12 protein-coding genes, 1 pseudogene and 2 riboswitches are annotated in these 13404 nt (G+C 68.1%); of the genes and pseudogenes, 8 read left to right on the top strand and 5 right to left on the bottom strand.

Annotated features, from left to right (window positions below; genetic code table 11):
- The 5 genes from RTM68_RS12835 to RTM68_RS12815 form a co-directional block, all read right to left on the bottom strand.
- On the bottom strand, window positions 1-639 hold a 639-nt coding region (locus RTM68_RS12835; protein WP_312171495.1), incomplete at its 3' end, for an aminotransferase class V-fold PLP-dependent enzyme.
- A gap of 3 nt (window positions 640-642) precedes the next feature.
- Entirely contained in the window at window positions 643-1494 is an 852-nt protein-coding gene (gene nadC, locus RTM68_RS12830) for a carboxylating nicotinate-nucleotide diphosphorylase (RefSeq protein ID WP_312171493.1), read from the bottom strand.
- Window positions 1494-3041: an L-aspartate oxidase gene (nadB, locus tag RTM68_RS12825; protein ID WP_312171490.1), complete on the bottom strand. Its 1548-nt coding sequence runs from the start codon at window positions 3039-3041 to the stop codon at window positions 1494-1496. Before nadB ends, nadC begins: the two co-directional genes overlap by 1 nt.
- On the bottom strand, window positions 3038-4375 hold the full coding sequence (gene nadA, locus RTM68_RS12820) for a quinolinate synthase NadA (RefSeq protein ID WP_312171489.1): 1338 nt from the start codon (window positions 4373-4375) through the stop codon (window positions 3038-3040). Before nadA ends, nadB begins: the two co-directional genes overlap by 4 nt.
- Window positions 4372-5088 carry an NrtR DNA-binding winged helix domain-containing protein gene (locus RTM68_RS12815; RefSeq protein WP_312171488.1) on the bottom strand — a complete coding sequence of 239 codons (717 nt, stop codon included), beginning with the start codon at window positions 5086-5088 and terminating at the stop codon, window positions 4372-4374. Before RTM68_RS12815 ends, nadA begins: the two co-directional genes overlap by 4 nt.
- 244 nt (window positions 5089-5332) lie before the next feature.
- On the opposite strand from RTM68_RS12815, the gene RTM68_RS12810 reads away from it, so the two are divergent.
- The 8 genes and pseudogenes from RTM68_RS12810 to RTM68_RS12775 all read left to right on the top strand — a co-directional run.
- Complete coding sequence (locus RTM68_RS12810) at window positions 5333-7027, top strand: ABC transporter substrate-binding protein (RefSeq protein ID WP_312171486.1); 1695 nt, start codon at window positions 5333-5335, stop codon at window positions 7025-7027.
- Window positions 7028-7065: 38 nt separating this feature from the next.
- Window positions 7066-8061 carry an ABC transporter permease gene (locus RTM68_RS12805; RefSeq protein WP_194764756.1) on the top strand — a complete coding sequence of 332 codons (996 nt, stop codon included), beginning with the start codon at window positions 7066-7068 and terminating at the stop codon, window positions 8059-8061.
- Entirely contained in the window at window positions 8054-9034 is a 981-nt protein-coding gene (locus RTM68_RS12800; protein WP_312171484.1) for an ABC transporter permease, read from the top strand. Before RTM68_RS12805 ends, RTM68_RS12800 begins: the two co-directional genes overlap by 8 nt.
- Complete coding sequence (locus RTM68_RS12795; protein WP_312171482.1) at window positions 9031-9894, top strand: ABC transporter ATP-binding protein; 864 nt, start codon at window positions 9031-9033, stop codon at window positions 9892-9894. Before RTM68_RS12800 ends, RTM68_RS12795 begins: the two co-directional genes overlap by 4 nt.
- Window positions 9891-10727, top strand: coding sequence for an ATP-binding cassette domain-containing protein (locus tag RTM68_RS12790; RefSeq protein WP_312171479.1), 837 nt, complete (start codon window positions 9891-9893; stop codon window positions 10725-10727). Before RTM68_RS12795 ends, RTM68_RS12790 begins: the two co-directional genes overlap by 4 nt.
- A gap of 125 nt (window positions 10728-10852) precedes the next feature.
- A riboswitch (glycine riboswitch) is annotated at window positions 10853-10947 on the top strand.
- 64 nt (window positions 10948-11011) lie between these two features.
- Window positions 11012-11129, top strand: a riboswitch (glycine riboswitch).
- A gap of 51 nt (window positions 11130-11180) precedes the next feature.
- Entirely contained in the window at window positions 11181-12287 is a 1107-nt protein-coding gene (gcvT, locus tag RTM68_RS12785; RefSeq protein WP_312171477.1) for a glycine cleavage system aminomethyltransferase GcvT, read from the top strand.
- A complete protein-coding gene (gene gcvH, locus RTM68_RS12780) occupies window positions 12284-12661 on the top strand; it encodes a glycine cleavage system protein GcvH (protein WP_312171475.1) in 378 nt (125 codons plus the stop codon). Before gcvT ends, gcvH begins: the two co-directional genes overlap by 4 nt.
- A gap of 61 nt (window positions 12662-12722) precedes the next feature.
- Window positions 12723-13404: pseudogene (locus RTM68_RS12775) on the top strand (glycine dehydrogenase (aminomethyl-transferring)); the annotation flags it as partial.

The raw sequence follows: 13404 nt of genomic DNA, 5'->3' as shown, positions 1-13404 counted from the left end.
GCGCACGCCGAGGGCGCCGACGCCCTTGGGGGTCCCGAGCTTGTGTCCGGCGATCGCGATGGCATCCGCTCCCGATCCCGCGAGAGTCAGCCACCCCGCCGATTGCACGGCGTCCACGTGCACCGGCACGCTCGCCTCATGCGCGACGGCGATGAGAACGGGGAGGTCCTGGACCGTGCCGATCTCGTTGTTGGCATGCCCCAGCGCGACGAGAGCGGTGTCGTCGCGCAGCGCGTGTCGCAGCGATTCCGAGTCGATCCGTCCTCGCCCGTCCACCGCCACGCGGGTCACCTCGACACCGTGGAAGCGCCGCAGGTACTCGGCCGATTCGAGTATCGACTCGTGCTCGATCGGCGACACCACGAGATGTCGGCGCCCCTGAGCGAGCGCGGCCAGGACGATGCCCTTCACGGCGAGGTTGTTCGCCTCTGTGCCGCCGGCGGTGAACACGATGTCGCCTGTGCGCATCCCGAGAACCCGAGCGACCCGCGAGCGCGCGTCCTCGAGCGCGCTCGCCGCGGACTCGCCGACCGTGTGATGGCTCGACGGATTGCCGAAGACGCTCGTCAGGTACGGGGTCATGGCCTCCAGCACCTCGCGGCGCACCGGGGCCGTGGCGGCATGGTCGAGGTAGATCACGGCTCAGTCGATCCGGACGTCCAGGCCCAGATCCAGGGCTCGCGCCGAGTGGGTGAGCGCGCCGACCGAGATCACATCGACACCCGTCGCGGCGATGTCGGCGACGGTGTCGAGGCTCACGCCGCCGGATGCCTCGACCTGGGCGCGGCCGCCGATCGCCGCGACGCCCGCCCGCAGCTCCTCGAGCGAGAAGTTGTCGAGCAGAACGGTGTGCGCGCCGCCGTCGAGCACGGCTGCGATCTGGTCCAGGCGGTCGACCTCGACCACGACGTGGGTCGTGTGCGGCAATCGCGAGAGCGCGTCGCGCAGCGCGGTCGCCAGGTCGGCTCCGGAGCGCTGCAGGACCGCCAGATGGTTGTCCTTGGCCATGACGGCGTCGGACAGCGAGTATCGATGGTTGTGCCCGCCACCGCTCACCACGGCGTGGCGCTCGAATGCGCGGAGGCCCGGGGTCGTCTTGCGCGTGTCGGCGATCCGCGCGCGCGTCGAGGCCACTTCTCGCACGTAGGAGGCCGTCGCAGTGGCGATCCCGCTCATCCGCTGCGTGAAGTTCAGCGCGATGCGCTCGGCGGTCAGGATGCTGCGTGCGCTGCCCGAGACGGACGCGAGCACGTCGCCGGCGGAGAACTCGTCTCCGTCGCCGACGTGCACGTCGATCCGGAGGGCCGGATCGGTCAGCGCGAACGCGGCCGTGAAGGCGTCGCCGCCGCTGAACACCCCCGGTTCGCGGGCGACCAGGTCGGCGGTCGCCGTGGCGTCGGCGGGCAGCAGGGCGGAGCTGGTGAGATCGCCCCAGGGGGCGTCTTCTTCCAGGGCCGCACCGACGACGCGGGCGATGATGGCAGGGGTGAGCATCAGGCGATCTCCAGAACGGGGGCGGCGGTCGTTTCGAGGTGGTGAGAACCCACCGATTCGGTGCGATCGAGGGCGGCGGACACGGTCGCCGCGGCGAGCAGCAGCAGGTTGGCGTCCTCGTGATCGGCGATGGCTCGCGCTGAGTGTGGCTGTGCCGTCCAGACGGCGATCGTGTCGCGCGCGCGACGGAGGCCCTCAGCGGTGCGGAGCAGCCCGACGTCGTCCCACATCAGCCGTTGCAGCTCGGCCCGGGTGAATGCAGCGGTGTCGGTGAAAGGCGTGGTGTCGGTGTGCGGCGCGGTGTCTGTGAACGGCACGGCGCTGTCGTCTCCTGGTGCGGCGGCTCGTGCAGGAATCGTCGCGCGGCGTGCCCTCGACTCGGCGGGCCACGGCAGCGCGAGCGCGGCGGCGGCGCGAGCGCCGAAGACGGCACCCTCGAGGAGGGAGTTGGATGCGAGCCGGTTCGCGCCGTGCACGCCGGTGCGCGCGGTCTCTCCGACGGCGAAGAGACCGGGGATAGTCGAGCGCCCGTCGACATCCGTGACGATGCCCCCCATGAGGTAGTGCGCGGCCGGAGTCACCGGGATCGGTGCGTGGGCCCAGTCGAAACCGCGCTCCCTGGTGACCCGATCGATCGTCGGGAATCGGTCGCGCAGCGTCTCGGCGCCGAGCATCGTGGCGTCGAGCCGCACCGGCGATCCCTGCTCCGCAGCGCACCGGGCGATGACCCGCGCGACCACGTCGCGCGGCGCGAGTTCTCCATCGGGGTGGCTGTCGAAGGTGAAGCGCCGTCCGTCGTCATCGATCAGCGTCGCGCCCTCGCCTCGGACGGCTTCGGAGACGAGGAAGGCGGGACCCGCCGCCAGGATCGTCGGGTGGAACTGCACGAACTCGAGGTCCGCGACATCCGCACCCGCGCGGAGCGCCGCAGCGATCCCGTCGCCGGTCGTGCCCTCGGGATTCGTGGTGTGCGCGTAGAGGTGACCGGCGCCGCCGGTCGCGAGCACGACGGCTTCCGCGTCGACAGGCGTCGGAACACCGTCGACCAGCACGCGGGCACCTCGCACGGCGCCGTCGGTCACGACGAGGTCGAGCAGGAACGCCTGTTCCACGACGGTGATCGCCGATGCGCGTGTGGCCGAGACGAGTGCACGCGCGATCGCGGCTCCCGTGGCGTCGCCACCCGCATGCGCGATCCGGGCTCGGCTGTGGGCCGCCTCCCGGCCGCGAAGAAGGGTGCCGTCCGCAGAACGGTCGAAGGCCACACCACGCATGATCAGCTCGGCGATGCCGGCTCCGGCGCCCTCGACGAGCGCCTCGACCGCTGCGGGATCCGCCAGACCCGCCGCCGCGGCCAGCGTGTCTGCCGCATGTTGGGCGGGGGAGTCATCGGAGCCGTACATGCCGGCCACGCCGCCCTGTGCGTAGCCCGTGCATCCGTCGCCGAGCGCTCCTTTGGTCAGCACGGTCACGGAGTGACCCCGCTCGTGTGCGTGCAGTGCCGCCGTGAGTCCGGCGATGCCGGAGCCGACGACGACCACCTTCATCGCGCGCCCGCCGACACAGGGGGCTTGGCCGCCAGCATCCGCTCCAGGGCGACCCGGGCGGGGTCGGCGACGTCGGCAGTCACTGTGATGCGGTTCGGGGTGCGCCCGGCGACGAGCTCTTCGAGCACCCAGGCCAGATATCCGGGGTGGATGCGATACATCGTCGAGCACGGGCAGACCACCGGGTCGAGGCAGAAGATCTCGTGCTGCGGGAACTGTGCGGCCAGTCGGCGCACGAGGTTGATCTCGGTGCCGATCGCGAAGGTCGTGGGTTCGGTCGCCGCGGCGATCGCTCGACGGATGTAGTCGGTCGATCCGGCCTCGTCGGCGGCGTCCACCACGTCCATCGGGCACTCGGGGTGCACGATGACCCGCACTCCGGGGTGCTCGGCACGCGCCTGGTCGATCTGAGCGACCGTGAAGCGGCGGTGCACCGAGCAGAATCCGTGCCACAGGATCACGCGCGAGTCGACGAGGTCGGATGCCGAGGACCCGCCGAGCGCCTGGCGCGGGTTCCACATCGGCATCTGCTCGAGGGATACGCCCATCGCCTTCGCCGTGTTGCGACCGAGGTGCTGGTCGGGGAAGAACAGCACACGACGTCCCCGCTCGAACGCCCACTCGAGCACGGTCTGTGCGTTCGAGGACGTGCACACGATGCCGCCATGCCGGCCGACGAAGCCCTTGATCGCGGCGGAGGAGTTCATGTAGGTGACCGGGATCACCGGAACCCGACCGTCGGCATCCTGCGCGTCGAGGTCGCCAAGCACGTCGGCCAGCTGCTCCCAGCAGTCCTCGACCTGGTCGATGTCGGCCATGTCTGCCATCGAGCACCCGGCCGCGAGGTTCGGCAGTATCACGGCCTGGTCGGGACCGGAGAGCAGATCGGCGGTCTCGGCCATGAAGTGCACGCCGCAGAACACGATGGCCTCGGCATCCGGTCGCTCCTTCGCTGCGGTGGCGAGCTGGAACGAGTCGCCCACGTAGTCGGCGTGCCGCACGACCTCCTCGCGCTGGTAGAAGTGCCCCAGCACGACGGCCCGGTCGCCGAGCGTGGCCTTCGCCACGCGGATGCGTTCGTCGAGTTCGTGTTCACTCGCCTCGCGGTACTCCGCGGGAAGCTCGCCCTGGCGCGGTGCGCCGGTCGGGATGACGTCGCCCATCGAGGATCCGGGACCGTATCCGGGGCGTGAATCGAAATCCCAGGGGCCCACGGCGAGATCGGTCGTGCACGTCGCGTCGGTCGATGTGCCCGACACGATCGACTGGATCGCGTGGTCGACGGACGCGTCGACGGGAAGGACTGACGGCGTCGGAACGAAGGTGATGCTCATCGGGTGCTCGTTTCCTCGGGGCCGAGGGGGCCGTGATCGGCCAGCTCGACATCGGTGTTGTAACGGTAGAGGCGGGCGGGGCGGTGGCTGCCGGTGCGGAACTGGTCGGTGGGGAGGAGATTGCCCGCCGACTCGACCTGGCGCCGGAAGTTGGCCGGATCCAGATGCCTGCCGAGGATCGCCTCGTAGGCTTCTCGGAGATCTGCGAGGGTGAACTCGGCGGGCAGGAATCCGTGTGCGACGCGGCTGTAGCCGACCTTGCTGCGGAGTCGCCACAGCGCATAGTCGACGATCTTGGCGTGGTCGAACGCGAGCGGAGGCAGGTCGTCGAGGTCGAACCAGCGCACGTTCTCCGGCGCTCGGCCGGATGCGCGGTGCGCGGCGCTCTGCGCGTCGACATCGTCCTGGCGCAGCAGCGCCCAGTACACGACCGACACCACGCGCGTGGGGGAGCGGTCGACGGCGCCGAAGGCGTAGAGCTGCTCGAGGTAGCTCGGAGTCAGGCCCGTGGTCTCGGCGAGGGTCCGGGCGGCGGCGTCGACGGGGGACTCGGCTGCGGTGAGCCATCCTCCGGGCAGCGCCCATTGGTCGGCGAACGGCTCGCGGGTCCGGAGCACGAGCGGCAGGGCGAGCGTCGCGGACCCTTCGGCGGTGCGCCGCAGCGTGAGGATCACCGTGGACACGGCGACGTCGATGCCCGAGCTTTGAGTCATTGGTACCTTAACCTCCCGTCACGATCTTAGTGTCATCGCGACCCTTAGTGCACCCGTGTGACGATCCGATTGCCGAGGCCGAAACGTTATATACCAGCGTTCTGAACGCTTGTCGCCCCGAAAGGGATTTGTTAGGTTACTGTCCTAACAAATCCCTTTCCCTGGGATCTGTCACGAGTCCCATCCGGGGCCCGGCTCCATCCGGAGATCCCTCCTGCAGTGCAGCACCGAGAGGAAATACAGAATGATCCGTAACGGAAGGCGCAAGATCGCGCTCACCGCTGTGGCGGGGGCATCCGTCCTCGCCCTGGGTTTGACCGCCTGTGGCGCAGGCGGCAGCAGCGAGGGGAGCGGTGGCGACGGCGACCGCGCGCTTCGCGTCTGGGCAGGCAGCCAGACCCCCATCACCGCGAACTACAACCCGTTCGCGCCGACCGTGCTCCACGGAGCGCTCGGACCCATCTACGAGCCGCTGTTCTTCTTCAACAAGACGGCCGACTCCGAACCCGTCGGACTGATCGGCGACTCGTACGAGTACAACGAAGACGGCACGGTGATCACGATCGCCATCAAGCCCGACCTGAAGTGGAGCGACGGCGAGCCCCTCACCGCGGCCGACGTGGCTTTCTCCTTCACCTATGAGGCGAACAACCCCGAGGGCAACGGCCTCGTCTCGGCCGAGGCGACCGACGACACGACCGTCGTGCTCACCTACGCGACGGCCCAGTACACGACCGAGTTCCAGCGTCTCGGCTCGACCTACATCCTGCCCGAGCACATCTGGGCCGAGGTCACCGACTTCGCGAACTTCGCCAACGAGGAGCCGGTCGGTTCCGGGGCGTACGTGGTCGACAAGACGACGAGCGAGTCCTACACGCTCGTCGCCAACGAGAACTTCCGCGACGCCGACGATCTCGGCGTCAAGAAGGTCCAGTACATCGCGGTCGACAACAACCAGACCGCACAGGATCTTCTCGCCGCAGGCCAGCTCGACTGGACCGGCATGTTCATCCCGAACCCCGACGACGTCACCGGCAACGGGGCGATCGATTGGATCAACACTCCTCAGGATCCGACCGTCCTCTACACCTGCTCGAACGCCGAGCTGGGATGCGCAGGTCCGCAGACGGATGTCGCGGTGCGGCAGGCGTTGAACGTCGCGATCGACCGGGCCGCCATCAAGGACAAGGCGTTCGTCGGACTCACCGGGGACATCTCCCCGGCGTTCACGCTGCTGCCCCGCGATGAGAAGTGGCTCGCCGACCCGGCCAACGAGGTCAGCCCGCAGGAGGCGGATGCCGCCGAGGCAGGCTCGATCCTCGAGGCAGCCGGTTACACGAAGGGCTCCAGCGGCATCTACGAGAAGGACGGCGTGCCGGTTGAGCTCAGCCTGATCTCGGTCGATGGCTGGACCGACTACAACGACGCCGCGAAGCTGATCGCCGAGCAGGCCGAGGCAGCCGGCATCAAGGTCACCGCCTCGACGGTGCAGTGGCAGGAGTTCTCCGACGCGCGTCAGGGCGGCGACTACCAGCTGATCGTCGGCGGCGTCATCGGCACCTCCGTCGCGGACCCGTTCCAGATCTACCGCGACTGGTTCGGTGGCACGGCCGTCGAGTCGACCGCTCCCGTCGGCACCGAGGTTCCTGCGGGACGCTGGAACTTCAGCCGTTACAGCAACCCGGTCGTGGATCAGGCGATCCAGGCGGCCGTCAGCACGGACGACGAAGCCGAGAAGCAGTCGCTCTACGGAACCATCCAGACCGAGATCGTCCGTGACCTGCCGTACATCCCGCTGGTCGTCAACGCGACCCAGACCTTCTACAACACGAAGGACTTCACGGGCTGGCCGACGGAGGACGACCTCTACGCCTTCCCGCCGTCCTGGGGCGCGATCGCGGCAGGGTACATCCTGACGCAGCTCGAGCCGGTCGAGTAAGGAATGGGGTCGGGGGAGCAGGAAGCAAGGTCTGTGACATGAAGTTCTATGCACGAAGAATCGGGTTCTACGCGTTCACGCTGTGGGCCGCGATCTCACTCAACTTCCTGCTTCCCCGGCTCATGCCGGGGAACCCGGCGGACATCATGATCGCCAAGATGCAGCGTGCGGGCGGCGAGGTCTCCGAGACCACGATCCGCAACATCAAGCTGCTTCTCGGCGGTGATGACTCCTCGCTCTGGGAGCAGTACATCGCATACTGGGGGCGGATGCTCCAGGGCGACCTGGGCGTCTCGGTGACGAAGTTCCCGACGCCGGTGAGCGAGCTGATCAGCCAGGCGCTGCCGTGGACACTCATCCTGGTCGGCACCGTGACGGTCATCTCGTTCATCCTCGGTGTCGTCCTCGGCGCCTGGGCCGGGTGGAAGCGCGGTACCTGGGTCGACCACCTCATCCCGGCGACGACCGTGCTGCAGTCCATCCCGTACTTCTGGATGGCGCTGCTGCTCGTCTCCGTCTTCGCGGTCGGCCTCGGCTGGTTCCCGATCTTCGGCGGGTATGACGTCTTCGAGTTCCCCGACGGCCCCGAGCCGACGTGGGCGTTCTTCACGAACGCGCTCTCGCACGCGATCCTCCCCGCCCTCACCATCGTGATCTCGTCGGTCGGCGGCTGGATGTTCGGAATGCGCAACATGATGGTGCAGACCATGGCCGAGGACTACGTCCTCACGGCCGAGGCGAAGGGGCTCCGTCCCCGACGCATCATGACCACGTACGCCGCTCGCAACGCGGCGATCCCGTCGATCGCGGGCTTCTCGATCACGCTCGGTTTCGTCGTGGCCGGCTCCATCGTGATGGAGCAGGTCTTCACCTACCCGGGCATCGGCAAGCTGATGTTCCAGGCGGTCACGAACAACGACTACGCGCTGATGCAGGGACTCTTCCTCGTCATCACGATCACGGTGCTCGCCGCCAACTTCATCATGGACCTCGTCTATGGCTTCATCGACCCGAGGGCTCGCCAGAATGTCTGACACCGAGAACACAGTGCTGATCACGAAGGATCAGCCCACGACCCAGCCCGCGAGCACCATCTCGCTGGCGACCCAGCGGGGGCGCAAGCGTCGTCGCGTGCTCCCGATCACCTCGCCGAAGTTCGTCGTCGGCGCGATCATCGTGCTGTCGATCGTGCTGTTCGCGATCATCGCGCCGATGTTCTCGCAGAACCCGCGCAGCACCGACAATCCGGCGCTGCTGCCGCCCTCGGCGGAGCACTGGCTCGGAACCACCAAGCTCGGCAACGACATGTTCGCCCAGCTCGCGATCGGCGCGCAGGGGTCGCTTCTCGTCGGTGTGGTCGCCGGCGGCATCGCGATCGTCCTGTCCCTGGTCTTCGGCGTCCTCGCCGGCTACCTCGGCGGATGGCGCGAGGATGCCCTCGCCCTGCTGACGAACGTGATGATCGTGATCCCGGGGCTTCCCCTCGTGATGGTCATCGCCTCGTTCGTGCCGCAGCGCAGCTGGCAGCTGGTGGCATTCGTGCTCGGCATCACGTCGTGGGCAGGTGCCGCATACGTGCTGCGACTGCAGACTCGATCGCTGCGGACGCGCGACTACGTCTACGCCTCGAAGGTCGCGGGGGAGCGGTCGTTCCGCGTCATCCTCGTCGAGATCATGCCGAACCTGCTGCCGCTGCTCACCGCACAGTTCCTCTTCGCGATCATCTTCGCGATCCTCGGAGAGGCCGGTCTCTCGTACCTGGGCCTCGGTCCGAACTCCTCGATCACCTGGGGCACGATCCTCAACGACGCCCAGTCGGGCCAGGCGCTCGGACGAGGCGCGTGGTGGTGGTTCATCCCGCCGGGAATCATGATCGCCCTGCTCGGGGCCGGCCTCGCGCTCATCAACTTCGCGATCGACGAGGTCATCAACCCCAAGCTGCGCAATGCACCCGACGCCGCGCGTCGAGTGCGCAAGGCCGCCAAGACGAAGGGGGTCGCCGCGTGAGCGCTCCGGATGCCGTGCTGACCGCACGCAACGTGTCGATCGAGTACGAGGTGGATCCGCCCGTCAAGGCGGTCCGCGACGTCACTCTCACTCTCAACCGCGGCGAGATCCTCGGACTCGCCGGTGAGTCCGGATGCGGTAAGACGACACTCGCGTACGGGATGAATCGGCTGCTCAAGGCGCCGGCGCTCATGACGAGCGGCGAGATCGTCTTCCACGACCGAGACGGGCACGACATCGACGTCGTCGCGCTCGACGGCGACGGGCTCAGGGCGTTCCGCTGGGACAAGATCTCGATGGTCTTCCAGGGGGCGATGAACTCGCTCAACCCGGTGATCAGCGTCAGGGCGCAGATCTTCGACATCTTCGACACACACCGACCAGGCATGTCGAAGAAGGACAAGCAGGCTCGGGCCGAAGAGCTGCTGACGCTGGTCGGGGTCGATCCGTCCAGACTCAGCAGCTTCCCGCACGAGCTTTCGGGCGGCATGCGCCAGCGCATGATGATCGCGATGGCCCTGGCGCTCGACCCGCAGGTCATGATCATGGACGAGCCGACCACGGCGCTCGACGTCGTGGTGCAGCGCGGCATCATCCGCGAGATCATGCGGCTGCGTGAGCGGCTCGGGTTCGCGGTGATCTTCATCACGCACGACCTGCCGATGCTGATCGAGATCAGCGACCGGATCGCCGTGATGCTGCAGGGACAGATCGTCGAGGAAGGCACAGCGGAGGAGATCTACCGCACGCCGCAGCACGAGTACACGAAGAAGCTGCTCTCGAGCTTCCCGAGTCTCACCGGAGAACGGGGCGACTTCGTGCGCACCGGCAACCAGCCCAGTCAGGAGGAGGTCCGATGAGCACCGCGACTCTGGAGGCCCGCAATCTCGTCAAGGACTTCACACTCCGCTCGGGGTTGAAGACATCGATCCTGCATGCGGTGAAGGATGTGTCGTTCACTCTCGAATCCGGCAAGACGATCGCCCTGGTCGGCGAGTCCGGATCAGGCAAGTCCACCATCGCCCGGATGCTCATGAAGCTCGAGAGTCCGACGAGCGGCCAGATCCTGCTCGACGGCCGGGAGACCGGCACTCGTGGCCGCGCGGTGGAGCGATACCGCTCGCAGGTGCAGATGGTGTTCCAGGATCCGTTCGCGTCGCTCAATCCGTTCCACTCGATCATCCATCACCTGGAGCGTCCCATCCGGCTGCACCACCCGAAGCTGTCGGGCGCGCAGGTGCGTGCCCGCGCGATCGAGCTCCTCGAGCGCGTGCGGCTGTCGCCGGGGGAGAGCTTCGCGGACCGACGTCCGCACGAGCTCTCGGGTGGTCAGCGACAGCGCGTCGCGATCGCCCGGGCGCTCGCACCGGGCGCACGGTTCATCGTCGCCGACGAGCCGGTGTCGATGCTCGACGTGTCGATCCGACTCGGGGTGCTGAACCTGCTGGCCGATCTGCAGCGCGAAGACGACCTCGGGGTCCTGTACATCACGCATGACCTCGCGACGGCCCGTCACTTCAGCGACGAGATCATGGTGCTCTACAAGGGAGACGTGGTCGAGCGAGGGCCGGCCGACGAGGTCATCCTCAACCCGCAGCACGAGTACACGAAGACCCTTCTCGGAGCGGCTCCGGAACCCGAGAACCTCGGTCGCCTGCGTGATGAGGTGCGGGCGGAGCTCGCCGGGCGCTGACCCTCGCACCGGTCGCGTCTCCTGCCGCACTCGACCTGCGCAGCGACGGGAGACGCGACCGGAATGCGTGCCCGACTGAGTGCGGGCGACCGGCTAGACTGATGCCACAACTGAAGACAGGCCGAATGACCCACGCGGGAGAGCCCCGGCGAACGCAGCCGGGCACCGAAGGAGCAAGCCTCCCCGCCAATCTCTCAGGTACGCGTACCGCGCGGTTCCGGCCACTCTGAAAAGCGAAAACGAGCGAAGCGAGTTTTCGGGTTGAGCGAGGGCGTCCGCGCCCGAGCCGAAACCCTGGTGAGATACGTCCCGCGCGTCTCCCACCCCCTTCGCCCGAGATCCGCCGACGGTGAAAGCCCAGTCCCTGGGCGAAGCTCTCAGGCCCATGACAGAGGGGGAGTTCCGAGGAACGGCGTCATCGCTGTTCCGCCCGACCCAGCCCGGGAGAACTCCATGTCCGACCCTCGCTACACCCCGCTCCGCGAACGCCATGAGGCGCTCGGCGCATCCTTCACCGATTTCGGCGGATGGCAGATGCCGGTCCGTTACACCTCCGACCTCGCCGAGCACCACGCCGTGCGGCAGGCCGCGGGGATCTTCGACATCTCGCACATGGCCGAGTTCACGGTGCGCGGTGCGGATGCCGCGGCCTACCTCGACCACGCGCTCGCCGGACGGCTCTCGGCTCTCGCGGTCGGCAAGGCGAAGTACTCGCTCCTGCTCGCAGCGACCGGCGGCATCATCGACGACGTCATCGTCTACCGCCTCGAGAACGCTGACTTCCTCGTCATCTCGAACGCCGGCAACCGGGACGCGGTCCGTGAGGCTCTCGACGCTCGCGTCGAGGCGTTCGACGTCAAGGTCGCAGACGTCTCCGACGACTACGCGCTGATCGCCGTGCAGGGGCCGCAGTCCGAGGCGATCCTCGCCGCGACCACGGGCATCTCCGCTGTCAGCATCCCCTGGGCCGAGCAGAAGTACTACGCCTGGGCAGCGGCGACCTTCAACGGTCGTTCGCTGCTGCTCGCCCGCACCGGGTACACCGGCGAAGACGGCTTCGAACTGCTCGTCGCCGCAGACGACGCCGTCGCGCTGTGGGACGCGGTGCTCGCGGCCGGCGCGTCGCACGGCCTCGTGCCTGCGGGCCTCGCGGCGCGCGACACCCTTCGCCTCGAGGCGGGCATGCCGCTCTACGGACATGAGCTGACCCGCGACACTAAGCCGGTGCAGGCGGGGCTCGGTCGCGTCGTGGTCTCGGCGAAGGAGGCCTTCGTCGGGAAGGACGCGGTGGAGGCTGCACCCGACGCCCCCGTGCTCGTCGGTCTCGTCGCCGACGGCAAGCGAGCGGGCCGCGCCGGGTATTCCGTCGTCGATGCGGAGGGCGCGGTGCTCGGTGAGATCACCAGCGGCGCACTCAGCCCCACGCTCGGCCACCCGATCGCGATGGCGTACGTGACGCCGTCTTCCGCTGCGGAGGGAACCGCAGTATTCCTTGATGTGCGGGGGACCAGCATCCCCGCGACCGTGACCGCCCTGCCTTTCTATCGGAGGACCAAATGACCGACCTCAACGCGCTCCACTACACCGACGAGCACGAATGGATCGCCGCCGACGGCGGCACCGTGACCATCGGCATCACCGACTATGCGGCTGAGAAGCTCGGCGACGTGGTGTTCGTCGAACTCCCCGCCGTCGGCACCGAGGTCACCGCAGGCACGGTCGTGGGTGAGATCGAGTCGACCAAGTCGGTCGGCGAGCTCTACGCGCCCGTCACCGGCACCGTCGTCGAGATCAACGACACGGTCGTCGACGACCCGTCTCTCGTGAACGCCGAGCCCTTCGCGGGCGGCTGGCTCATCAAGGTCTCCGTCGCCGACGGTGCCCTCGAGGGACTGATGGACCGCGACGCGTATGTCGCTCTGACGGAGGGCTGATCCACCCGTGACCTCTTTCGCCGACCGTCACATCGGAACGACCGCAGCCGCCCAGCGTCAGATGCTCGACGCGCTGGGTGTCGAGTCGGATCTCGCGGACTGGAGCCCGGTCGAGGCGCTGATGCGCCAGGCCGTACCCGCCTCGATCTACACCGCAGCGAACGATGACTCCGTGATCCCGCGCGCCGCGAGCGAGACCGAGGCTCTCGCCGAGCTTCGGGCGCTCGCCGCGCGTAACACGGTCAACCGGTCGATGATCGGTCTCGGCTACTACGGGACCATCACCCCGCAGGTGATCCAGCGCAACGTGCTCGAGAACCCGTCCTGGTACACGGCGTACACGCCGTACCAGCCGGAGATCTCGCAGGGGCGTCTCGAGGCGCTCATCAACTTCCAGACCATGGTGGCCGAGCTCACCGGCCTCTCCACCGCCAACGCGTCGATGCTCGATGAGTCGACGGCGGTCGTCGAGGGGATGCTGCTCGCCCGTCGTGCGTCGAAGAAGGCGTCGAACGTGTTCGTCGTCGACGCGGATGCGTTCCCGCAGACGGCGGCTCTGCTCGCCGCCCGCGCCGAGGCGGTGGGCATCGAGCTCGTGACCGTCGACTTCGCCGCAGGCGAGGAGCTCCCCGCCGAGCTCTTCGGCGTGTTCGTGCAGTACCCCGCGGCGTCGGGACGCGTCTGGGACCCCAGCGCGGTGATCGACGCGGCGCACGTCGCGGGCGGTCTCGCGGTCGTCGCCG

It is taken from the genome of Microbacterium sp., assembly GCF_031988965.1.
GTDB lineage: Bacteria > Actinomycetota > Actinomycetes > Actinomycetales > Microbacteriaceae > Microbacterium.
The sequence above is the reverse complement of the archived record's forward strand: the minus strand, read 5'-3'. Positions and strand labels throughout refer to the sequence as shown.

Bases quoted from the DNA above. Each gene is read 5' to 3' on its own strand.
- RTM68_RS12800 (WP_312171484.1), top strand. From the start codon at position 8,054: ATGTCTGACACCGAGAACACAGTGCTGATCACGAAGGATCAGCCCACG.
- RTM68_RS12815 (WP_312171488.1), bottom strand. From the start codon at position 5,088: ATGACTCAAAGCTCGGGCATCGACGTCGCCGTGTCCACGGTGATCCTC.
- gcvH (WP_312171475.1), top strand. From the start codon at position 12,284: ATGACCGACCTCAACGCGCTCCACTACACCGACGAGCACGAATGGATC.
- gcvT (WP_312171477.1), top strand. From the start codon at position 11,181: ATGTCCGACCCTCGCTACACCCCGCTCCGCGAACGCCATGAGGCGCTC.
- RTM68_RS12805 (WP_194764756.1), top strand. From the start codon at position 7,066: ATGAAGTTCTATGCACGAAGAATCGGGTTCTACGCGTTCACGCTGTGG.
- nadC (WP_312171493.1), bottom strand. From the start codon at position 1,494: ATGCTCACCCCTGCCATCATCGCCCGCGTCGTCGGTGCGGCCCTGGAA.
- nadA (WP_312171489.1), bottom strand. From the start codon at position 4,375: ATGAGCATCACCTTCGTTCCGACGCCGTCAGTCCTTCCCGTCGACGCG.
- RTM68_RS12790 (WP_312171479.1), top strand. From the start codon at position 9,891: ATGAGCACCGCGACTCTGGAGGCCCGCAATCTCGTCAAGGACTTCACA.
- nadB (WP_312171490.1), bottom strand. From the start codon at position 3,041: ATGAAGGTGGTCGTCGTCGGCTCCGGCATCGCCGGACTCACGGCGGCA.
- RTM68_RS12810 (WP_312171486.1), top strand. From the start codon at position 5,333: ATGATCCGTAACGGAAGGCGCAAGATCGCGCTCACCGCTGTGGCGGGG.